Below are 20,934 nucleotides of genomic sequence, written 5' to 3' on the forward strand. Positions count from 1 at the left end.
TGCTGCCCGCCGGCACCTTGCCGATCAGCAGCGCACCTTGCGAGGCGCTTTGCGGAAACACGACATCAGTCGCGGCGGTCGCGCTCTGCGCATCGGCAGTACCTGCCACCAGCGCGACCGGCGCCAGGATCAACCAGGCGCCCAACAGACTTGCGCGCATCAGCGGTCGAAGGTCAGGCGCTGGCCGGCGGCGCTACCGACCAGCTGCTCGCCATCCCACACCTGCTGGCCGTTGACCCAGGTCGCGGCGATGCGCGAGCGGAAGGTGGTGCCTTCGAACGGCGACCAGCCGCACTTGGACAACACCTGCTCACGCTTCACGGTGAACGGGGTGTTGTCGATCATCACCAGGTCGGCGAAATAGCCCTCGCGCAGGAAGCCGCGCTGTTCCACATCGAACAGCTGTGCCGGTGCATGCGCGAACTTCTGCACGATGCGGGTGATCGGCAGCTTGCCTTCGTGCACCAGCTCCAGTGCGGCGACCAGTGCGTACTGCACCAGCGGCAGGCCCGAGGGCGCCTGTGCGTACGGCTTCTGCTTCTCTTCCCAGGTGTGCGGGGCGTGGTCGGTGGCAAGCACGTCGATCACGTCTTCGGCCAGCGCCTGGATCAAGGCCAGACGGTCCTCGGGGTCCTTGATCGCCGGGTTGCACTTGATCAGGTTGCCCAGGCGCGCGTAGTCGCTGCGGTCGAAACGCAGGAAGTGGATGCAGGTCTCGGCGGTGATGCGCTTGCGCAGCTTGCCGTCGGCGTCCACCAGCGGGCCGGCTTCGAACAGCGACAGCTCATCGGCGGTGGAGATGTGCAGCACGTGCAGGCGTGTGTTGTGCCTGCGCGCCAACGCCACCGCCAGCTGCGAGGACTTCAGGCAGGCTTCGCGCGAGCGGATGTCCGGGTGCATGTCCGGCGTCAGCGCGTCGCCGTACTTCTCCTTGTACTGCGCCATCGTCGCATCGATGGTCGGCGTGTCTTCGCAGTGGGTGATGATGGGGGTTGGCGCATCCCGGAAGATGGCGTCCAGGGTTTCGGGGTTGTCGACCAGCATGTTGCCGGTGGAGGCGCCCATGAACACCTTGATGCCCGGCGCCGTCTTGGGGTCCAGCGACTGGATGTGGGCCAGGTTGTCGTTGCTGGCGCCCATGTAGAAACCGTAGTTGGCCCAGGCGCGCCCGGCTGCGGCGTCGTACTTGGCCTGCAGCGCGGCCGCATCCAGGGTCGGCGGGTTGGTATTGGGCATGTCCATGAAGCTGGTCAGGCCGCCGGCCACGGCCGCACCGGATTCGGTGGCGATGTCGCCCTTGTGGGTCAGGCCCGGCTCACGGAAATGCACTTGGTCGTCGATCATGCCCGGCAGCACCCAGCGCCCGGCCGCGTCCACCACGGTATCGCCGTCGGCGGGTGTGATGCTGCTGTCGATCCTGGCGATGCGACCGCCCTCGATCAGCAGGTCGGCATCGAACTCCTTGCCTTCGTTGACCAGGCGGGCATTGATGATGAGGGTTCGGCTCATGGATGAGGTCCTTTGCAGCGGCAGGAAGAAGATGGCGTGGCGGCGCCGGGCGCATCGGGCACCGGATCGAACCCGCCTGGATGGAAAGGGTGGCAGCGGCCCAGCCGGCGTGCAGCCAGCCAGCAACCGCGCAGCGGGCCGAAGCGGCCGATGGCAGTCATCGCATACTCCGAGCAGCTGGGCGCAAACCGGCAGCGCGGCCCGAGCAGGGGGCTGATGAACAGCTTGTAGAAGCGCAACAGCGCGATGAGCAGGCGTGAGATCACTTGCCAATCATATGCGAGTTGCATTAATAGGTGGTTGCCGGGGGTCTGCGGGGTACGCTATAAAGACCCGCTTTCCCGGGCCCCGGGGGAACCAAGGAAGAGCGTTTCGTGGCTGCTAAAAAACCTGCAAAAAAGGCCGTAGAGGCCGCCAAGAAGTCCGCCAAACCCGTTGCGAAGAAGGCAGCGGCGCCCGCCGCTGCAAAACCGGCCGCCAAGAAGGCGGCGCCGGCCCCCAAGCAACCGGTTGCCAAGAAGGCAGCTGCGACCAAGACCGCTGCCAAGCCGGCGCCGGTCTCCAAGCCCGCGACCAAGCCCGCGAAACCTGTCGCCAAGACGGCTGCCAAGCCGGCGGCCAGCAAGGCAGCTCCGGCTGCCGCCAAGCCGGCCGCAAAGCCGGCGGCGTCCAAGTCCGTACCGAAGCCGGCCACCAAGCCGGCTGCGGCCAAGTCAGTCCCGGTCAAGGCTGAAAAGCCCGCGCCCGCACCGGCCCCCAAGGCCGTCCCTGCGAAGCCGGCAAAGCCTGCGACCCCGTCACCTAAGAATCCCGTGCCCGTTTCGAAATCTTCCGCTAAAACGCCAACCAAAACCGAAGCCCCCGCCAAGCCCGCCGCGACCCGTCCGGTCGGCAAGGTGGCTGTGGCCGTGACCGCCAAGCCGTCCAGTCAGACGCCCAAGACCAAGTACAAGGTGGTCGACTACAAGACCGACGACGCCACCGGGCGCCCGATCCTCCCGCAGGGCTACAAGCCGTCTGCGGACGAGGAGTACATGAGCAAGCTGCAGCAGGAATACTTCCGTCAGCGCCTGCAGAGCTGGCGCAACGAGATGGTCGAGGAATCCAAGCAGACCATCGAAAACCTGCGCGAAGAAGTGCGCGACATCGGCGACGAAGCCGAGCGTGCCACGCGCGAGACCGAGAACTCGCTGGAACTGCGCGCGCGTGACCGCGCACGCAAGCTGATCTCCAAGATCGACAGCACCCTCAAGCGTCTGGAAGACGGCGACTACGGGTACTGCGTTGATACTGGCGAAGAAATCGGTCTGGACCGCCTGGAAGCGCGTCTCACCGCCGAGCGCACCATCGACGCCCAGGAGCGTTGGGAGCATCTGCAGAAGCAACAGGGCGACTGATCCGGCGCCTCGACGCTCACGAAAGACCCCGCCAGCGCGGGGTTTTTTTATGGTCGCCGCGCGCGGTGTGCAGGCGTATGGTGAGCCGCAGCGGCAGGGCCGACATAGCTGCCACCCCGGTGCGCGGCGCGCAGGAGGCAGACATGCAGCGAGCAGCGATCTTGTTGGGCATCGCCTGCGCGCTGGCCTGCGCCGCGACGCGGGCAACACAAGCAGCGGCCAATCAGGCCGAGCAGCGTGCGCTACCGACGGCGGTGGCTGACGCCGCGCTCGAGGCACACTACATCGACCCCTCGATGGCGCAGCGCATGCGCAACGCGCTGCGGCTGGATGCGGCGCGCGGCAACTACGCGGCGATCGCCGAGCCAGCTGCACTGGCACAACGGACGATCTGCATGCGGTCCCGCATGACGGACAGTCGTGGTATCGCGCCGTCGCATCGGGCGCCGCGTGATGTTGACGACTCCCATGGCAGGGCATGCAGCGGGCGCGTGTGCTGGCATGCGGCGCAAGGATGCTTCAATGCGACAGGCAGCACCGACCGCATCCGCGGCCGCTGCTGCCTGTGCATCCGGCTATTGGAGCTCGCGCAAATCCAGCTTGCGCAGGCGCGGCGCCTTCCAGGCCGTGGTCGCCACCACGCCCAGGGTGACGCAGCCGCCGATCACCACCGCCGGCACCAGCCCGACCAGGCGCGCCATCACGCCGTCGTAGAACGCACCCAGCTCGTTGGACGAGCCGATGAAGATGCCGTTGATCGACGACACCCGGCCGCGCATGGCATCGGGCGTGGCCAGCTGCAGGATGGTCTGCCGCACCACCACCGACACCCCGTCGCACATCCCGTACACCAGCAGGATCGCCGCCGACAGCCAGAAATGACGCGATAGCCCGAAGGCGATGGTGCACAGCCCGAACCCGGCCACCGAGAGCATCAGCACACGCCCGGCGTTGCGCTGCAACGGGTGGCGCGCCAGCCAGACGCCCACCACGATCGAGCCCAGTGCCGGGGCACCGCGCAGGATGCCCAGGCCTTCCGGGCCGTAGTGCAGGATGTCGTGGATGAAGGCCGGCAGCATCGACACCGCGCCACCCAACAGGACCGAGAACATGTCCAGCGCCATCGCGCCCAGCATGATCTGGTTGGACAGCACGAACTGCGCGCCTTCGGCGATGCTGCGGAAGATCGGCGCGCGCGGGCCCTCGTTGACCGGCTCGCTCACGCGCAACAGCGCCAGCGCCAGGATCGCCACCATCGCCACGCTGGCAGCCACGCCATAGGCCAGGCCCTTGCCGCCCCAGCCGACCAGCACGCCGCCCAGCGCCGGGCCGATCACCATGCCGGCCTGGAAGGTGACGCTGCCGATGCTGGCGCCGCGCGCGAACGCCTCGCGCGGCAGTGCACGGGCGAATAGGGCGTTGTAGACCGGCGACAGGAACGAGCGCGCCGCGCCGGTCAGCGCAATGGCGGCATAGATCGGCCACACGCCTTGCACCGGCAACCAGCCTTGCGTGATCGCCAGCAGCAGGAGTGCAGTGGCGACCAGGCCCAGCACCGCCACCATGCCCAGCCGGCGACGCGGCAGGTGATCGACCAGGTAGCCGGCAAACGGGGCGATGCAGAAGAACGGCAGGATCTCCGCCAGGCCGATCAGGCCCAGCGAGAGCGGATTGCGGGTGATCTCGTAGATGTGCCAGCCGACCGTGACCGCCACGATCTGGTACGACAGCATCGCCGCCACCCGGTACAGCAGCACCAGGCCAAACCCTGGGTGGGCGAACAGCGTGCGCAACGAATCGGTGGGCGAGGGCGCGGGCGTGCTCACTGCTGCGCGCGCGCGGTGTCGCGGATGAAGGCCAGCATGGCGGCCACGCCGTTGCTGCGGGTCGGCGACAGGTGCTTGGCCAAACCAATGCCGGCGATGTAGTCCGGTTCGGTGGCCAGAATCTCCTGCGCGCTACGCCCGGAATACACGCGCAATGCCAGATAGATCAGCCCCGAAACGATGGCCGAATCGCTGACAGCATGGAAGTCCAGCCGCTCGGCATTGCCTTCGGGCACGATCCACACCATCGACTGGCAGCCGTGCAGGCGGTGTTCTTCGGTCTTCCACTGTTCGGGGAAGGTGGGCAGTTTGCGGCCCAGGTCGATCAGGTACTGGTAGCGCTCGGACCAGTCGCCGAAGAAGGAGAACTCATCGGCAATGGCCGTCTGTGCCTCGACGGCAGTGGGTTCGAGCGGAAAGGGGGAGTTGGTCATCAGGACATCCAGAAGCGTTGGTCAAAGCCCCTTTCGCGCTGGGGCGAGAAGGCGTGGTTTGCATGCCACCGGCGCGCGGGCCTTGGAGTAACCGCGCTGCCAGCGCGGGCCGGGTCGCAGAGCAGGGCCGGAGTGAGGTGCGCGCCAAGCATGGCGTGTTGATGCATGTGGCTTCGCCCTTACCCTCATCCGGCGCTGCGCGCCACCTTCTCCCGGCGGGAGAAGGGACAGGCGTGTGCGTCGGAGAGATGGGGATGCACGTGCGGTTTCAAAATAAGTACGTCAGAGGAGTGCGCCGGGGAATAGGGCATTGCCATGAACTAGCCCCTCTCCCGCCGGGAGAGGGGTTGGGGTGAGGGTACGTGCGCAGCCACATGCATCAAGGTCTCTCATGAGGCTTCGCCCGCACCCTCATCCGGCGCTGCGCGCCACCTTCTCCCGATGGGAGAAGGGAGGCTCATGCGCGCTTCCAGCGTACGCCCTGCGGGGTGTCTTCGAGCACGATGCCTTCGTCTGCCAGTTGCGTGCGGATGGCGTCGGCGCGGGCGAAATCCCTGGCTTTCTTCGCGGCGCTGCGTTCTTCCACCAGCGCGGTGATGCGTGCATCGTCGCCGGCGTCGGTGCCGCGCGAGAACCAGGCGGCCGGGTCCTGTTGCAACAGGCCCAGTGCCAGTCCGGCGCCGAGCAGCTCGGCCTTGGCGCGTTGCAATGCTGCAAGCGTGTCCAGGCTCGGGGCGTTCGTCGGGTTGCCGGCCGAAGCGACCTCGAGCAGCGCCCGGTTGGCTTCCTTCGCCAGCTTCGCCAACACTGCCAGCGCTAGTGGCGTGTTGAGATCGTCGTTGAGTGCGTCTTCGATCGGCTCGGGAATCGTTGGCTCCGCTTCAACCGCCTGCAGGCCCCGCAAGGTGCCGTACAAGCCGTCCAGCCGCTTGACCTGATCCTCGATCAACGCCTCCGACCAATCCAGCGGCTGCCGGTAATGCGCACTCAGCAGCGCAAGGCGCAATGCCTCCGGCGGATGCCTGGCGATCAGGTCGTGCACGGTTTCGATGTTGCCCAGCGACTTGCTCATCTTGGCGCCGCTGAAATTGAGCATGCCGTTGTGCAGCCAGAAGCGTGCGAAGGTGGCGCCGCCGTGCGCGCACTCGCTCTGCGCAATCTCGTTTTCGTGGTGCGGGAACTGCAGGTCCACGCCGCCGGCGTGGATGTCGATGGTCGGGCCCAGGTGCGCGGCGGCCATCGCCGAGCATTCGATATGCCAGCCGGGGCGGCCACGGCCCCAGGGCGAATCCCAGCCGGGCAGGTCGTCGCTGGACGGCTTCCACAGCACGAAGTCGCCGGGGTCGCGCTTGTAGGGCGCCACGTCCACGCGCGCGCCGGCCAGCATTTCGTCCGGGTCGCGGCGCGACAGCCTGCCATAGCCCTCGAAGCTGGCGACCGCAAACAGGACGTGGCCTTCGGCGGCGTAGGCATGCTCACTGGCGATCAACTGCTCGATCATCGCCACGATCTGCGGGATGTGTGCGGTGGCCTCCGGTTCGATGTCCGGTGGCACCACGCCGAGCGCGGCCATGTCCTGCCGGTAGATCGCGGCGAAGCGGTCGGTGATGGTCGAGATCGGCACGCCCTGCGCCTGCGCGGCGGCGTTGATCTTGTCGTCCACGTCGGTGATGTTGCGTGCGTAGCGCAGCGCGCCATAGCGGCGCCGCAGCAGTGCGGCCAGGACATCGAACACCACAGGGCCGCGGGCGTTGCCGATGTGCGCGTAGTTGTAGACGGTGGGACCGCACACATACAGGGTGGGGCTGGACGGATCGAGCGGCGCGAACGGCTCGACCCGCCGCGTCAGGTTGTTGTGCAGGCGCAGGCTCATCGGCATCTGAAAAAGGGTAACCGCGCGATTCTAGCCCGTTGCGGCAGGATGGCGAACCGGCACCGTGACACCGGTAACCGGATGGGCTGCGTTCAGCCCCGGAGATCGCAAGCTCCATACACTTACGTATTGCCCGGCTGCGCTTTCCTGGTACTGATGCGACCTTCTCCGTTCTTCATGCTGCTGTGTGTCCTGGCCTGGCAGGCAACCTCGGTGCACGCGGCAGAGCCGGACCCCAAGAACCGGGTCGTGGTGATCGAGAACGTGAAGCTGGATTACGCGCAGGTGCTCAACGTGGAGCCGGTCTACCAGACCTTGCGCGCCACCCGCATCGAAGAACAATGCGAGTCCGAGCAGGCGGCCCAGCCGGCGGCCACGTCGGCCGAGGACGAGGGGCGCATCAACCGCATGGTCGACTCGGTCAAGGAAATGTTCTCGCGGCGTCCCGAGCCGGCGGCGCCTGCAGCGGTGCCGCCGACCAGTACGCGCCGCAATTGCAAGGTGGTGGAAGTGCCGCGCGAGTTCCGGCGCCCGATCGCCTTCGACGTGGATTACGTCTACAAGGGCACCAAATACCGCTCGCGGTTACCGGAAGATCCGGGCAACCGGCTGCGCATCCGGGTCTCGGTGACCCCGTACATTCCCGATGCCATCGTCGCGCCGCCGCGATGAGACGCACAGCGGTTGCGCCGTGCCCGCATGCATGCGAGGATTCGCGCCCTATGCAAGCAAACCCCTTTCAGCACGACACCAGCGCCGCCCGGATGGCCTCCGGCATGACCTCGCGTGCCCGCCGACCGGAATCCCACATTTTCGCTGGGTAACCGGGGCGTTTTGCTGTCCGTCGTTGAGAACCCAGCCCGCAGGCTGGGTTTTTTCGTTTTGGCGTCACGAAAGTTTCAACCGCAAGAAACGCGCATGTCGCGCACCCCGTCGCTCCTGGCGGACCACGCAGCAGCAGCACGCAGCAAAGGATCGATCGATGTCACTGAAGCACTTCTTGAACACCCAGGACTGGAGCCGCGCCGAACTGGACGCGCTGTTGACCCAGGCCGCGCTGTTCAAACGCAACAAGCTGGGAAGCGAGCTGAGGGGCAAGTCGATCGCGCTGGTGTTCTTCAACCCGTCGATGCGCACCCGCACCAGTTTCGAGCTGGGCGCGTTCCAGCTGGGTGGGCATGCGGTGGTGCTGCAGCCGGGCAAGGATGCGTGGCCGATCGAATTCAACCTGGGCACGGTGATGGACGGCGACACCGAGGAGCACATCGCCGAAGTGGCGCGCGTGCTGGGGCGCTATGTGGACCTGATCGGCGTGCGCGCGTTTCCGAAGTTCGTCGACTGGTCCAAGGACCGCGAGGACCAGGTGCTCAAGAGCTTTGCCAAGTATTCGCCGGTGCCGGTGATCAACATGGAGACCATCACCCACCCATGCCAGGAGCTGGCGCATGCGCTGGCGCTGCAGGAACACTTCGGTACGCAGGATCTGCGCGGCAAGAAGTACGTGCTGACCTGGACCTACCACCCCAAGCCGCTCAACACCGCGGTAGCCAATTCCGCGCTGACGATCGCCACCCGCATGGGCATGGACGTGACCCTGCTGTGCCCGACGCCGGACTACATCCTGGACCAGCGCTACATGGACTGGGCGGCGCAGAACGTGGCCGAAAGCGGCGGTTCGCTGCAGGTGAGTCATGACATCGACAGCGCCTATGCCGGCGCCGATGTGGTGTATGCCAAGAGCTGGGGCGCGCTGCCGTTCTTCGGCAACTGGGAGCCGGAAAAGCCGATCCGCGACCAGTACCAGCATTTCATCGTCGACGAACGCAAGATGGCGCTGACCAACAACGGCGTGTTCTCGCATTGCCTGCCGCTGCGTCGCAACGTCAAGGCCACCGACGCGGTGATGGATTCGCCCAACTGCATCGCCATCGATGAAGCCGAAAATCGCCTGCATGTGCAGAAGGCGATCATGGCTGCCCTGGTGGGCCAGGGCAGCCGGGATTCGTGATTGGGGATTAGGGATTCGCAACGGCGAACTCCGCTCCCGACCTAACTTAGTCAACTTCTAAAGAGACCCCCATGTCGCAACAGACCGCTTCCACCAATCCCGAATCCCCAATCTCCAATCCCGGCAGCAAAGATATCGTCCTCGCTTTCTCCGGTGGTCTCGACACCAGCTTCTGCATTCCGTATCTGCAGGAACGCGGCTATGCGGTGCACACCGTGTTCGCCGACACCGGCGGGGTGGATGCCGAAGAGCGTGAATTCATCGAGAAGCGTGCCGCCGAACTGGGCGCCGCCAGCCATGTCACCGTCGATGGCGGTCCGGCGATCTGGGAAGGCTTCGTCAAGCCGTTCGTGTGGGCAGGCGAGGGCTACCAGGGCCAGTATCCGTTGCTGGTGTCGGACCGTTACCTGATCGTGGATGCCGCGCTCAAGCGCGCCGAAGAACTGGGCACGCGCATCATTGCGCACGGCTGCACCGGCATGGGCAACGATCAGGTGCGTTTCGACCTGGCAGTGAAGGCACTGGGCGATTACCAGATCGTGGCGCCGATCCGTGAAATCCAGAAGGAACATACGCAGACGCGTGCGTATGAGCAGAAGTACCTGGAAGCGCGTGGCTTCGGCGTGCGTGCCAAGCAGCAGGCCTACACCATCAACGAGAACCTGCTGGGCCTGACCATGTCCGGCGGCGAGATCGACCGTTGGGAAGCGCCGGGCGAGGGTGCACGTGGCTGGTGCGCGCCGCGCAGCGCGTGGCCGACCGAGGCACTGACGGTGACGCTGAAGTTCGTCGAGGGCGAGGCCGTCGAGCTCGATGGCAAGCCGTTGCCGGGTGCGAAGATCCTGGCCAAGCTCAACACCTTGTTCGCGCAATACGGCGTGGGCCGCGGCGTCTACACCGGCGACACCGTGATCGGCCTGAAGGGCCGCATCGTGTTCGAGGCGCCGGGTCTGATTTCGCTGCTCACCGCGCACCGTGCGCTGGAAGATGCAGTGCTGACCAAGCAGCAGAACCGCTTCAAGCCGGACGTGGCGCGCAAGTGGGTGGAGCTGGTGTACGAAGGTTTCTACCACGACCCGCTCAAGACCGACATCGAGGCGTTCCTGAAGTCTTCGCAGGCCAAGGTCAACGGCGAAGTCACGCTGGAAACCCGCGGCGGCCGCGTCGATGCGGTGGCGGTGCGTTCGCCGCACCTGCTCAACACCAAGGGCGCGACGTATGCGCAATCGGCCGACTGGGGTGTGGAAGAAGCCGAAGGCTTCATCAAGTTGTTCGGGATGAGCTCCACGCTGTACGCGCAGGTGAATCGCTAAAGGTCTCGCCCGAACGCAAGCAAAGCCCCTCTCCCTCCGGGAGAGGGGTTGGGGTGAGGGTACGGGGCGAAGCCTCGTGCGATTCACCAGTGCGAGAGCTTCGCCCGCACCCTCATCCGCCCCTTCGGGGCACCTTCTCCCGGAGGGAGAAGGGTTGGCGTCAATGTGATTTAGGAGTCGTTTGCGCACCTCGGTGCTTTGCACGTTTTCAACCAGCCACCGCTTCGGAGCCTTGATCTAATTGACATGACCGATCTACTCGCATCCACCCTCACGCATCTGCAACAGCTGGTGTCCTTCGACACACGCAATCCGCCGCGTGCGATCACCACCGGTGGCATCTTCGATTACCTGCGTGCGCAGCTACCGGGGTTCGAGGTCGAGGTGATCGACCATGGCGACGGGGCCGTCAGTCTGTACGCGGTACGCGGGACGCCGAAGTACCTGTTCAATGTGCATCTGGACACCGTGCCGGATTCGCCGCACTGGAGTGCCGACCCGCACGTGATGCGGCGCACCGACGACCGCGTGATCGGTCTGGGTGTCTGCGACATCAAGGGTGCGGCTGCGGCGCTGGTGGCCGCGGCCAATGCCGGCGACGGCGATGCGGCGTTTCTGTTCTCGTCCGACGAAGAAGCCAACGACCCGCGCTGTATCGCGGCGTTTCTGGCCGCCCACCCCGTGGTCCCGGGTCCCGGGTCCCGGGTCCCGGTATTCGAAGCGGTGCTGGTGGCCGAGCCGACCATGAGCGAAGCGGTGCTGGCACACCGTGGCATCAGCTCGGTGCTGATGCGGTTTGCCGGCCGCGCCGGACATGCATCAGGCAAGCAGGACCCTTCTGCAAGCGCCTTGCACCAGGCGATGCGCTGGGGCGGCAAGGCGCTGGATCATGTCGAGTCGCTGGCGCATGCACGCTTCGGCGGATTGACCGGATTGCGCTTCAACATCGGCCGTGTCGATGGCGGCATCAAGGCCAACATGATTGCGCCCGCGGCCGAGCTGCGGTTCGGCTTCCGCCCGTTGCCATCGATGGACGTGGATCGCCTGCTGGCGACCTTCACCGGGTTTGCCGATCCGGTAGCAGCGCATTTCGAGGAAACCTTTCGCGGCCCGAGCCTGCCCTCAGGCGACATCGCGCGTGCAGAAGAACGTCGCCTGGCCGCGCGCGACGTGGCCGATGCGCTGGACCTGCCGATCGGCAATGCGGTGGACTTCTGGACCGAGGCCTCGCTGTTTTCGGCAGGCGGTTACACCGCGCTGGTCTACGGCCCGGGCGATATCGCGCAGGCGCACACCGCCGATGAGTTCGTCACCCTGGAGCAACTGCAGCGTTACGCCGAGTCGGTGCACCGCATCATCAACGGTTCCCTGTAACCGCCTTCCGCGCCTGGCGCATCCCTTCCTCTTTCGATCACGGCAATGTCCCTCTCCGCACAGCCCCACAAACAGACCCGCCAGACCATCGTGCGCCTGCTTTCGAGCATGGCCAGCGCCAAGGAAATCAGCCAGTACCTCAAGCGTTTTTCGCAGCTGGATGCCAAGCGCTTTGCAGTGGTCAAGGTGGGCGGCGCCGTGCTGCGCGACGACCTGGACGCATTGACCTCGTCGCTGTCGTTCCTGCAGGAAGTCGGGCTGACGCCGATCGTGCTGCATGGTGCGGGCCCGCAGCTGGATGCCGAGTTGTCAGCGGCAGGCATCGAAAAACAGACCGTCAACGGCCTGCGGGTGACCTCGCCGGAAGCGCTGGCGATCGTGCGCAAGGTGTTCCAGGCGTCCAATCTCAAGCTGGTGGAGGCGCTGCAGCAGAACGGCGCGCGTGCGACGTCGATCACCGGTGGCGTGTTCGAGGCGCAGTATCTGGATCGCGACACGTATGGCCTGGTCGGCGAGGTCAAGGCGGTCAATCTGGCGCCTATCGAAGCCAGCCTGCAGGCTGGCTCCATCCCGGTGATCACCAGCCTGGGCGAAACGCCCAGCGGGCAGATCCTCAACGTCAACGCGGATTTCGCTGCCAACGAACTGGTGCAGGAGCTGCAGCCGTACAAGATCATCTTCCTCACCGGCACCGGTGGCCTGCTGGATGCCGATGGCAAGCTGATCGATTCGATCAACCTGTCCACCGAGTTCGATCATCTGATGCAGCAGCCGTGGATCAATGGCGGCATGCGGGTGAAGATCGAGCAGATCAAGGACTTGCTCGACCGCCTGCCGCTGGAATCGTCGGTGTCGATCACCCGGCCGGCGGACCTGGCCAAGGAGCTGTTCACGCACAAGGGCTCGGGCACGCTGGTGCGGCGTGGCGAGCGCGTGCTACGCGCCAGCTCGTGGGACGAACTGGATTTGCCGCGGCTGACCTCGCTGATTGAATCCAGCTTTGGCCGCACGTTGGTACCGGACTATTTCAGCACGACCAAGCTGCTGCGTGCCTATGTGAGCGAAAACTATCGCGCTGCGGTGATCCTGACCGACGAAGGCCAGTTCGGTGCCGGCCGGCTGACCTACCTGGACAAGTTCGCCGTGCTCGACGATGCGCAAGGCGAGGGCCTGGGCCGCGCGGTGTGGAACGTGATGCGCGAAGAAACGCCGCAGCTGTTCTGGCGCTCGCGTCACAACAACCAGGTCAACATCTTCTATTACGCCGAATCCGACGGCTGCATCAAACAGGAAAAATGGAAGGTGTTCTGGTACGGGCTGGAAAATTTCGAGCAGATCCAGCACTGCGTGGCGCATTGCGCGACGCGTCAGCCGACCTTGCTGGGCTGAGTGCGATGACATCCGTAGCGTTGCCATCGTCGTGGAGCCAGCTGCCTGTCCTGCGTGGGCAGCATGCCACGCTTGAGCCCTTGCAGACAGCCCATGCCGACGGCATGCGTGTTGCGCTGGGCGACGGGTCATTGTCGCAGCTGTGGTACACCGGCGTGCCGGCACCGGCCCAGGTGGACGCCTACATCGCGGCTGCCCTGGCGGCGCGCGCCGATGGCACGGCGCTGCCGTACGTGGTGCGCGATGCAGCCGGCGAGATCGTGGGCTGCACGCGCTACTACGCCCTGGATGCCAGCGTGCCACGTCTGTCCATCGGCTACACCTGGTACGCGCCACGCGTGCAGCGTAGCGGCGTCAACACCGAAGCCAAGCTGATGTTGCTGCAGCATGCGTTCGAGACGTTGGGCTGCCTGAGCGTGGTGTTCGAGACCAGCTGGTTCAATCACACCTCGCGCGCGGCGATCGCGCGGCTGGGCGCAAAGCAGGACGGCGTGCTGCGCAATCACACCCGCCACGCCGACGGCACGCCGCGCGATACCGTGGTGTTCTCCATCATCGATACGGAATGGGCCGGGGTGAAACGCCACCTGCAGTTCCGCCTGGAAGCAAACGCATGACTGCTCAAACAACGACAACGATCGGGATTATCGGCGCCCGCGGGCACACCGGTTCGGAACTGATCAAGCTGGTGGCGGCGCATCCGCATCTGCAACTTGCGTTCGTGTCCTCGCGTGAACTGGCCGGCCAGCGCGTGGCCGAGCATAACCAGGCCTATGAGGGCGACTTGCGTTACGAAAGCCTGGATGCCGATGCGGTGGCTGCCAAGGCCGCCGACGTGGTGATCCTGGCGCTGCCCAACGGCAAGGCCGAGCCATTCGTCGCTGCAATCGAGGCGGCCAGGCCGCAGACGTTGTTGATCGATCTGTCCGCCGATTACCGCTTCGATCCGGCCTGGTACTACGGGCTGCCGGAGCTGACGCGCGCCAGGTACGCCGGGCAGAAGCGCATCAGCAACCCGGGCTGCTATGCCACCGCCATGCAGCTGACCATCGCGCCGTTGCTCGATCAACTGGCCGGTCCACCGCAGTGCTTCGGCGTGTCCGGCTATTCCGGTGCGGGCACCACGCCCTCGGACAAGAACAACCCCGCGTTGCTGGCGGACAACCTGATGCCGTATGCGCTCACCAACCATATGCACGAGCGCGAAGTGTCTGCGCAGCTCGGCGTGCCGGTGGAATTCATGCCGCATGTGGCGCCGCATTTCCGTGGCATCACCATGACCGTCAACCTGTGGTTGCAGCAGCCGCTGACGCGCGAGCAGATCCAGGCGCGCTATGCGCAGCGGTACGCCGACGAGCCGCTGATCGAGATGGTCGAAGAGGCGCCGTGGGTGAGCCGCATCGCCGGCAAGCACGGTGTGCAGATCGGCGGTGTCACGTTGGCACCCGGCAACAAGCGTGTGGTGGTGGTGGCAACGCTGGACAACCTGCTCAAGGGCGCCGCTACCCAGGCCATGCAGAACCTCAACCTGGCGCTGGGCTGGGACGAGCTGATGGCAATTCCACTGTAATCGTCGGGACCCGGGGCCGGGGACCCGGGACCTGGAGAAGCAAGGACAAATGCTCCTGCCTTTCCGGGTCCCGGGTCCCCCGGTCCCCGGTCCCGCAAAAGGACCCCCAATGACCAATCTGTTGTGGCAAAAACCCGGCGTGGCGGTGGACGCCAAGATCCAGAGCTTCCTGGCCGGCGACGACGTCATCCTGGACCGCGAGTTTTTCCTGCACGACATCGCTGCCAGCAAGGCGCATGCGCAGGGGCTGCAGCGCATCGGCATCCTGTCGCTGCAGGAGCTGGGCGGTCTGAGCGAACAGCTCGATCTGCTGGCCGACGACTTCCGCAGCGGCGCGTTCGTGCTCGATGAACAGTACGAGGATTGCCATTCGGCCATCGAAGCGCGCCTGACCGAGCGTCTGGGCGATGCCGGCCGCAAGATCCACACCGGGCGCAGCCGCAACGATCAGATCCTGGTCGCCACGCGGCTGTGGTTGAAGGACAAGCTGCAGCGTGTGGCGACGCTTAGCGCGGAGATCGCCAAGGTGGCGCTGGACCGGGCCCAGGCCGAGGCCGATTTGCCGGTGCCCGGTTACACGCACATCCAGCGTGCGGTGGTGTCGTCGGCCGGCATGTGGTGGGCGGGTTGGGCGGAAGCCTTCATCGACAACGCAGTGCGCGCCACCGACACCTTGCAGCTGGTGGACAGCAATCCGCTCGGCACCGCCGCCGGCTATGGCGTGAACCTGCCGCTGGATCGTGCGCATACCACCGCCGAGCTGGGGTTTGCGCGGCTGCAGGTCTCGCCAATCTACGCCCAGCTCTCGCGCGGCAAGTACGAGCTGGCGGCGCTCGAAGCGCTGGGCAGCGCCACGCTGGATCTGCGCCGGATTGCCTGGGATCTGTCGCTGTTCACCAGCGGCGAGTTCGCCTTCGTTGCATTGCCGGCGCAGTACACCACCGGCAGTTCGATCATGCCGAACAAGCGCAACCCGGACATGATCGAACTGATGCGTGCCACCCACGCCAGCGTGGCCGCCGCGCGCACCGAGATCGAACAGCTGCTGTCGCTGCCCTCGGGCTATCACCGCGACCTGCAGAGCAGCAAGGGTGCCATCGTGCATGGCTTCGGCCGTGGGCTGGCCGCGCTGGAGCTGCTGCCGGCGTTGCTGGCCAATCTGGAATGGCGGCCGGACAAGCTGCATGCGGCCATCGATTCGGGCATGTACGCCACCGATGTGGCGGTGGAAGCGGCCGTGGCCGGTGTGCCGTTCCGCGAGGCCTACAAGGCCGCAGCCGAATCGTCCGACACTGCAGGGCAGGGGCGCACGCCGGAAGGCAGCCTGGCCGCACGCGTCTCGCCGGGCGCCGCTGCGGACCTGCAACTGGATGTGCTGCGTGCCCGTTGGGAGGCGCTGCGCTGATGGCCATGATCAGCACCGACAGCGCAGAGCATTACCCCTGGGGCGAGGCCTGCGACGGCTGGCACCTGTTGCGCGACCCCAACCTGAGCGTGCTTGAAGAGCACATGCCGCCGGGTGCTGCGGAGTTGCGCCACCGGCACAGCCGTGCGCGCCATTTTTTCTATGTGTTGTCCGGCGAGGTGATGCTGCAGCTGGACGGCGAGCGGCATGTCCTGCGCGCCGGGCAGAGCCTGCACGTGCCACCGGGTTCCACCCATCAGATGCACAATCTTGCGGATGTGGAGGCGCGGTTCCTGGTGATTTCCACGCCGTTCGGCCGCAACGAGCCCACGCCCGCCGCCGATAGCGGGGCAGGCTGATGTCCACACGTTATCTGGTGCTGGCGATGCGCAATCCACAGTTTCCTGCCGATGTGGTGGCGCCGCATCGCGCATTTCTCGACGCACTGCGCGCGGCCGGGCAGCTCGAACTGACCGGTGGCTTCAGCGACGGCAGCGGCGGTGCGTATGTGCTGGTCAACGTGCAGGGCCTGGCGCAGGCGCAGCAGATCGTGGCGCGCGACCCGTTGGTGCTGCGCGGCGCATCGACGCTGACCGTCCACGAGTGGAACACGCACTGAGCCGCCGCCGACATGACCACGCCTGCACGCCCTTCGCCTTTCATCGAGCAGCCCCTGCCGCCGTGGCGGCGTGCGGTGCTCAAGGTCGGCAGCAGCCTGCTCGCTGCCGACGGCGGGGGCTTGTCGCCGCGCTTTGCGCTGGGGCTGGCGCAGTTCGTGTCGGCCAATCTGATCGCCGGGCGCGAACTGGTGATCGTGTCGTCGGGCGCCGTGGCTGCCGGCCGCGCGATCCTGCCGAAGGCCGCCGAGATCGGCGCGCCGATTGCCGCGCGGCAGGCGCTGGCGGCATTGGGCCAGGCGCAGTTGATCGCGTTGTGGCAGCGCTTTTTCGAGCGCCCGGTGGCGCAGGTGCTGCTCACCCATGACGACCTGCGCAACCGTCGCCGCTATCTCAATGCGCGCGCCACCCTGGGCGAATTGCTGCGACTGGGCGCGCTGCCGGTGATCAACGAAAACGACACAGTTTCCGTGGACGAGCTCAAGCTGGGCGACAACGACAACCTGGCCGCAATCGTGGCCGCGCTGGTCGATGCCGATGCCTTGTTCATTGCCACCGACATCGATGGCCTGTACAGCGCCGATCCGCGCAGCAATCCGCTGGCGCGGCCCCTGGACGACGTGCCCGAACTGACCCCGCAGGTGCTCGCCATGGCCGGAGGTAGCGGCAGCAGCGTGGGCACCGGCGGCATGCGCACCAAGCTGGAAGCTGCCGCAAAAGCCGGCGCGGCCGGCATCGAGACCTATCTGTTCAATGGCCGCAGTGGCGAGGTGGTGCGCGGCCTGGCGCAGGACCGCCTGCGTGGCACGCGTATCCATGCCGCGCGCACGCGCATCGCCGCGCGCAAGTACTGGCTGCGGCACGCGCCGGTGGAAGCGGGCGCGATCCTGATCGATGCTGGCGCTGCCACGGCGCTGAGCGAGAAGGGCGCCTCGCTGCTGCCGGGCGGCGTGGCCGGCGCGGAGGGCGATTTCAGGCGCGGCGACATGGTGGAGATCCGCCTGCGCGATCATGATGGCGAGCGTTGCCTGGCGCGCGGCGTCAGCCAGTATTCGGCGGTGGATATCCGCCGCATCGCACGCCGTCATTCGCGCGAGATCGACAGCGTGCTTGGGTATAGCTACGGCGAGAACGTGGTGCATCGCGATGACTTGGTGCTTTTGTAGCCGGGATTGGGGATTCGGGAGTGGGGATTCGCAAACGCCTGTGCATTGCGTTTTCCAACCACCGCCTCCGCGTCCGGGTGACTGATCCCCGTGTAGTGGTAAAACGAGACGGATTGTTTTTACCAATCCCCAATCCCGACTCCCAAATCCCGGCCCCCCAATGACCATCAAATCCCTCGCCCTGCAATGCCGTGACGCGGCGCAGGTGCTCTCGCAACTTTCTGCGCAGGCCAAGCAGGACCTGCTCGAGGCGATGGCTGCCGCGCTGGAAGCCGATGCTGCGTCGATTCTTGCCGCAAACGCGCGCGACCTCGAGGCCGCGCGTGCCAAGGGCACCGGCACGGCCATGCTCGACCGGCTGGCGCTGGACGACGCCCGCCTGGCTGGCATCGCTGCCGCACTGCGCGAGGTGGCGCAGCTGCCCGATCCGGTCGGCCAGGTCACCCGCGATGACACGCGCCCCAACGGCATCCGCGTGCAGAAGGTGCGCGTGCCGCTGGGGGTGATTGCGGTGATCTACGAAGCGCGCCCCAACGTGACCGCCGATGCCGCCGCGCTGTGCATCAAGGCCGGCAATGGTGTGATCCTGCGCGGCGGCTCCGAAGCGATCCACTCCAACACCGCCATCGCGCATGCCTTGCAGCGTGCCTTGCGCGCGGCCGATGTCCCTGAAGCGGCATTGACGCTGGTGCAGGATCTGCGCCGCGAGACCATGCTGGAGTTGCTGCAGCTCAGCGACATCATCGACCTGGCGATCCCGCGCGGCGGCGAAGGCCTGATCCGCTTCGTCGCCGAGCATGCGCGGGTGCCGGTGATCAAGCATTACAAGGGCGTGTGCCATCTGTTCGTGGATGCTTCGGCCAACGTGGAGCTTGCGGTGCGCCTGCTGATCGATGGCAAGGCAAGCCGCCCCTCGGCCTGCAACGCCCTGGAAACCCTGCTGGTGCACGCGGGGGTGGCAGAGCGCTTTCTGCCCGCCGCCGCCGCCGCACTGCGCGCGCGTCACGTGGAATTGCGTGGCGACGCGGCAACACGTGCGCTGCTGCCGGAGATCGCGCTGGCCACCGAAGACGACTATGCCGCCGAATATCTCGAGCTGATCCTGGCCATCCGCGTGGTACCGGACCTGGACACGGCGCTGGCCCATATCCGCCAGTACGGCTCGGACCATACCGAGGTGATCGCCACCCAGGACGCAGCCAACGCCGACAAGTTCGTACGGTCGCTGCGCTCGGCGGTGGTGATGGTCAATGCCTCTTCGCGGTTCTCCGATGGCGGCGAACTCGGCCTGGGCGCGGAGATCGGCATCTCCACCACGCGGCTGCATTCGTATGGGCCGATGGGTTTGGAGGCACTCACCGTGGAGCGGTTCGTGGTGCGCGGCGAGGGGCAGGTGCGGCACTGACGCCCTCAGCGGCGCCGTTGGCGTGGCGCGCGTCTGCGCCGGTTGGCATGTCCCTGCGCGCAGCGAGGGGTTACGCACTGCGGTTAGCCCCTCCGCAGAGGTGGCTGGCCTCAGGTACCGCGACACGAGGCCGCAGCGGAGCCGCAGAGCGTCACCGCAGATGCGGGCAGCGCGAGCGCTGCAACGGGCCGGCGTCACACCGGTTGGCGTGCGCGCCGCATGTTCCGGGTCCGGAGCTCGCCACCACCGTGGGACAGGCGGGCGGTCGACGGTCGCGCGGTCCGGCCGTCAGTCAGTCGGCGCCACAGAGACTCGGGCCGTCGCACGCCGCAACCACGACCTTTGACACTCCCCCGGCAGCCCGGCGCCTGCCTACAGTCGACGATTGCCCCCCGCACACTCCGGAGTTGTCGATGCGCCGCCTTGCCGCCTGCCTGCTCGCCACTGCCATTGCCGCCAGCACCGGCAGCGCCTTCGCCCAGACCGCGGCAATGACGCCGGACATCACCGGCAAGCCGTTCGTGGCCAGTGATGCCGCCAACGACTACATCAAGCGCGAGGTGATGATCCCGATGCGCGACGGGGTCAAGCTGCATACGGTGATCGTGCTGCCCAAGGGCGCGCGCAATGCGCCGATGGTGCTCACGCGCACCCCGTACAACGCCAGCGGACGCACCGAGCGCATGGCATCGCCGCATATGAAGGACCTGCTGGGGCAGGGCGATGACGTGTTCGTCGAAGGCGGCTACATCCGCGTGATCCAGGACGTGCGCGGCAAGTACGGCTCCGAAGGCGATTACGTGATGACCCGGCCGCTGCGCGGCGCGCTCAATCCCAGCGAGGTGGACCATGCCACCGATGCCTGGGACACCATCGACTGGCTGGTGAAAAACGTCACCGAGTCCAACGGTAAGGTCGGCATGATCGGTTCCTCGTACGAGGGCTTCACGGTGGTGATGGCGCTGACCAACCCGCATCCGGCGCTCAAGGTGGCGGTGCCGGAAAGCCCGATGATCGACGGCTGGATGGGCGACGACTGGTTCAACTACGGCGCGTTCCGCCAGGTGAACTTCGATTACTTCACCGGCCAGCTCACCCAGCGCGGCAAGGGCACCGGCATCGCGCGGCAGGGGCACGACGACTACAGCAACTTCCTGCGTGCCGGCTCGGCCGGCGACTTCGCCAGGGCCGCCGGCCTCGAGCAGTTGCCGTGGTGGCACAAGCTCACCGAACACGCCGCCTACGATGCGTTCTGGCAGGGGCAGGCGCTGGACAAGGTGATGGCGCGCACGCCACTGAAGGTGCCCACGATGTGGCTGCAAGGCCTGTGGGATCAGGAAGACATGTGGGGCGCGGTTCATAGCTACGCGGCGATGGAGCCGCGCGACAAGGGCAACACGCTGAACTACCTGGTGATGGGCCCGTGGCGGCACAGCCAGGTGAACTACGATGGCGGTTCGCTGGGTGCGCTGAACTTCAACGGCGATACCGCGCGGCAGTTCCGCTCCGAGGTGCTGCGCCCGTTCTTCGACCAGTACCTGGTCGACGGCGCACCCAAGGCCAGCACACCGCCAGTGTTCATCTACAACACCGGTGAGAACCACTGGGACCGCCTGCAAGCCTGGCCGCGCAGCTGCGCCAAGGGCTG

The 20,934-nt window shown here is 66.3% G+C and carries 19 protein-coding genes and 1 pseudogene; 14 read left to right on the forward strand and 6 right to left on the reverse strand.

Annotated features, from left to right (window positions below):
• The 3 genes and pseudogenes from OZ10_RS16285 to yidD all read right to left on the reverse strand — a co-directional run.
• Positions 1–160, reverse strand: a pseudogene (locus tag OZ10_RS16285) (M23 family peptidase); the annotation flags it as partial.
• Positions 160–1,509, reverse strand: coding sequence for a dihydroorotase (locus OZ10_RS16290; protein ID WP_039407595.1), 1,350 nt, complete (start codon positions 1,507–1,509; stop codon positions 160–162). The gene OZ10_RS16290 and the pseudogene OZ10_RS16285, both read right to left, overlap by 1 nt.
• On the reverse strand, positions 1,506–1,799 hold the full coding sequence (yidD, locus tag OZ10_RS16295; protein WP_039407592.1) for a membrane protein insertion efficiency factor YidD: 294 nt from the start codon (positions 1,797–1,799) through the stop codon (positions 1,506–1,508). The genes OZ10_RS16290 and yidD overlap by 4 nt, the downstream gene beginning before the upstream one ends.
• 84 nt (positions 1,800–1,883) lie before the next feature.
• Here yidD and dksA point away from each other — a divergent pair, with 84 nt between their 5' ends.
• Positions 1,884–2,906, forward strand: coding sequence for an RNA polymerase-binding protein DksA (gene dksA, locus OZ10_RS20730; protein WP_068835651.1), 1,023 nt, complete (start codon positions 1,884–1,886; stop codon positions 2,904–2,906).
• A gap of 575 nt (positions 2,907–3,481) precedes the next feature.
• On the opposite strand, the gene OZ10_RS16310 is transcribed toward dksA, so the two are convergent.
• The 3 genes from OZ10_RS16310 to cysS form a co-directional block, all read right to left on the reverse strand.
• On the reverse strand, positions 3,482–4,732 hold the full coding sequence (locus tag OZ10_RS16310) for an MFS transporter (RefSeq protein WP_039407586.1): 1,251 nt from the start codon (positions 4,730–4,732) through the stop codon (positions 3,482–3,484).
• Positions 4,729–5,166: a SufE family protein gene (locus OZ10_RS16315; RefSeq protein WP_039407583.1), complete on the reverse strand. Its 438-nt coding sequence runs from the start codon at positions 5,164–5,166 to the stop codon at positions 4,729–4,731. Before OZ10_RS16315 ends, OZ10_RS16310 begins: the two co-directional genes overlap by 4 nt.
• Positions 5,167–5,623: 457 nt before the next feature.
• A complete protein-coding gene (cysS, locus tag OZ10_RS16320) occupies positions 5,624–7,039 on the reverse strand; it encodes a cysteine--tRNA ligase (protein WP_039565905.1) in 1,416 nt (471 codons plus the stop codon).
• 177 nt (positions 7,040–7,216) lie between these two features.
• Here cysS and OZ10_RS16325 point away from each other — a divergent pair, with 177 nt between their 5' ends.
• The 13 genes from OZ10_RS16325 to OZ10_RS16385 form a co-directional block, all read left to right on the forward strand.
• On the forward strand, positions 7,217–7,711 hold the full coding sequence (locus tag OZ10_RS16325) for a hypothetical protein (RefSeq protein ID WP_039414234.1): 495 nt from the start codon (positions 7,217–7,219) through the stop codon (positions 7,709–7,711).
• Positions 7,712–8,021: 310 nt separating this feature from the next.
• Positions 8,022–9,047 carry an N-acetylornithine carbamoyltransferase gene (locus OZ10_RS16330; protein WP_039565907.1) on the forward strand — a complete coding sequence of 342 codons (1,026 nt, stop codon included), beginning with the start codon at positions 8,022–8,024 and terminating at the stop codon, positions 9,045–9,047.
• Positions 9,048–9,118: 71 nt separating this feature from the next.
• Entirely contained in the window at positions 9,119–10,360 is a 1,242-nt protein-coding gene (locus tag OZ10_RS16335) for an argininosuccinate synthase (protein ID WP_039414240.1), read from the forward strand.
• Positions 10,361–10,606: 246 nt separating this feature from the next.
• Positions 10,607–11,734 carry an acetylornithine deacetylase gene (locus OZ10_RS16340; RefSeq protein ID WP_039414243.1) on the forward strand — a complete coding sequence of 376 codons (1,128 nt, stop codon included), beginning with the start codon at positions 10,607–10,609 and terminating at the stop codon, positions 11,732–11,734.
• A 45-nt stretch (positions 11,735–11,779) separates the two neighbouring features.
• On the forward strand, positions 11,780–13,123 hold the full coding sequence (locus OZ10_RS16345; protein ID WP_039414245.1) for an acetylglutamate kinase: 1,344 nt from the start codon (positions 11,780–11,782) through the stop codon (positions 13,121–13,123).
• A gap of 5 nt (positions 13,124–13,128) precedes the next feature.
• Entirely contained in the window at positions 13,129–13,740 is a 612-nt protein-coding gene (locus OZ10_RS16350) for a GNAT family N-acetyltransferase (protein WP_039414248.1), read from the forward strand.
• Positions 13,737–14,693: an N-acetyl-gamma-glutamyl-phosphate reductase gene (gene argC, locus OZ10_RS16355; RefSeq protein ID WP_039414251.1), complete on the forward strand. Its 957-nt coding sequence runs from the start codon at positions 13,737–13,739 to the stop codon at positions 14,691–14,693. Before OZ10_RS16350 ends, argC begins: the two co-directional genes overlap by 4 nt.
• 109 nt (positions 14,694–14,802) lie before the next feature.
• On the forward strand, positions 14,803–16,098 hold the full coding sequence (locus OZ10_RS16360) for an argininosuccinate lyase (RefSeq protein ID WP_039565910.1): 1,296 nt from the start codon (positions 14,803–14,805) through the stop codon (positions 16,096–16,098).
• The gene (locus tag OZ10_RS16365; protein WP_039414256.1) at positions 16,098–16,457 is read left to right on the forward strand and encodes a cupin domain-containing protein; all 360 of its coding nucleotides are present in this window, start codon (positions 16,098–16,100) and stop codon (positions 16,455–16,457) included. Before OZ10_RS16360 ends, OZ10_RS16365 begins: the two co-directional genes overlap by 1 nt.
• Entirely contained in the window at positions 16,457–16,717 is a 261-nt protein-coding gene (locus OZ10_RS16370; RefSeq protein ID WP_039414258.1) for a YciI family protein, read from the forward strand. The genes OZ10_RS16365 and OZ10_RS16370 overlap by 1 nt, the downstream gene beginning before the upstream one ends.
• A 12-nt stretch (positions 16,718–16,729) precedes the next feature.
• Positions 16,730–17,881 carry a glutamate 5-kinase gene (gene proB, locus OZ10_RS16375; protein WP_039414261.1) on the forward strand — a complete coding sequence of 384 codons (1,152 nt, stop codon included), beginning with the start codon at positions 16,730–16,732 and terminating at the stop codon, positions 17,879–17,881.
• Between the two features lie 160 nt (positions 17,882–18,041).
• Complete coding sequence (locus tag OZ10_RS16380; RefSeq protein ID WP_039414263.1) at positions 18,042–19,286, forward strand: glutamate-5-semialdehyde dehydrogenase; 1,245 nt, start codon at positions 18,042–18,044, stop codon at positions 19,284–19,286.
• A gap of 413 nt (positions 19,287–19,699) precedes the next feature.
• On the forward strand, positions 19,700–20,934 hold a 1,235-nt coding region (locus OZ10_RS16385; protein ID WP_039565911.1), incomplete at its 3' end, for a CocE/NonD family hydrolase.

The organism is Xanthomonas cannabis pv. cannabis, from assembly GCF_000802365.1.
In the GTDB taxonomy this organism is placed as follows: domain Bacteria; phylum Pseudomonadota; class Gammaproteobacteria; order Xanthomonadales; family Xanthomonadaceae; genus Xanthomonas; species Xanthomonas cannabis.

Excerpts from the sequence above, each read along its gene's own strand:
- OZ10_RS16290 (WP_039407595.1), bottom strand. The coding sequence starts at position 1,509 with ATGAGCCGAACCCTCATCATCAATGCCCGCCTGGTCAACGAAGGCAAG.
- yidD (WP_039407592.1), bottom strand. The coding sequence starts at position 1,799 with ATGCAACTCGCATATGATTGGCAAGTGATCTCACGCCTGCTCATCGCG.
- OZ10_RS16315 (WP_039407583.1), bottom strand. The coding sequence starts at position 5,166 with ATGACCAACTCCCCCTTTCCGCTCGAACCCACTGCCGTCGAGGCACAG.
- cysS (WP_039565905.1), bottom strand. The coding sequence starts at position 7,039 with ATGAGCCTGCGCCTGCACAACAACCTGACGCGGCGGGTCGAGCCGTTC.
- OZ10_RS16325 (WP_039414234.1), top strand. The coding sequence starts at position 7,217 with ATGCTGCTGTGTGTCCTGGCCTGGCAGGCAACCTCGGTGCACGCGGCA.
- OZ10_RS16330 (WP_039565907.1), top strand. The coding sequence starts at position 8,022 with ATGTCACTGAAGCACTTCTTGAACACCCAGGACTGGAGCCGCGCCGAA.
- OZ10_RS16335 (WP_039414240.1), top strand. The coding sequence starts at position 9,119 with ATGTCGCAACAGACCGCTTCCACCAATCCCGAATCCCCAATCTCCAAT.
- OZ10_RS16340 (WP_039414243.1), top strand. The coding sequence starts at position 10,607 with ATGACCGATCTACTCGCATCCACCCTCACGCATCTGCAACAGCTGGTG.
- OZ10_RS16345 (WP_039414245.1), top strand. The coding sequence starts at position 11,780 with ATGTCCCTCTCCGCACAGCCCCACAAACAGACCCGCCAGACCATCGTG.
- OZ10_RS16350 (WP_039414248.1), top strand. The coding sequence starts at position 13,129 with ATGACATCCGTAGCGTTGCCATCGTCGTGGAGCCAGCTGCCTGTCCTG.
- argC (WP_039414251.1), top strand. The coding sequence starts at position 13,737 with ATGACTGCTCAAACAACGACAACGATCGGGATTATCGGCGCCCGCGGG.
- OZ10_RS16360 (WP_039565910.1), top strand. The coding sequence starts at position 14,803 with ATGACCAATCTGTTGTGGCAAAAACCCGGCGTGGCGGTGGACGCCAAG.
- OZ10_RS16365 (WP_039414256.1), top strand. The coding sequence starts at position 16,098 with ATGGCCATGATCAGCACCGACAGCGCAGAGCATTACCCCTGGGGCGAG.
- OZ10_RS16370 (WP_039414258.1), top strand. The coding sequence starts at position 16,457 with ATGTCCACACGTTATCTGGTGCTGGCGATGCGCAATCCACAGTTTCCT.
- proB (WP_039414261.1), top strand. The coding sequence starts at position 16,730 with ATGACCACGCCTGCACGCCCTTCGCCTTTCATCGAGCAGCCCCTGCCG.
- OZ10_RS16380 (WP_039414263.1), top strand. The coding sequence starts at position 18,042 with ATGACCATCAAATCCCTCGCCCTGCAATGCCGTGACGCGGCGCAGGTG.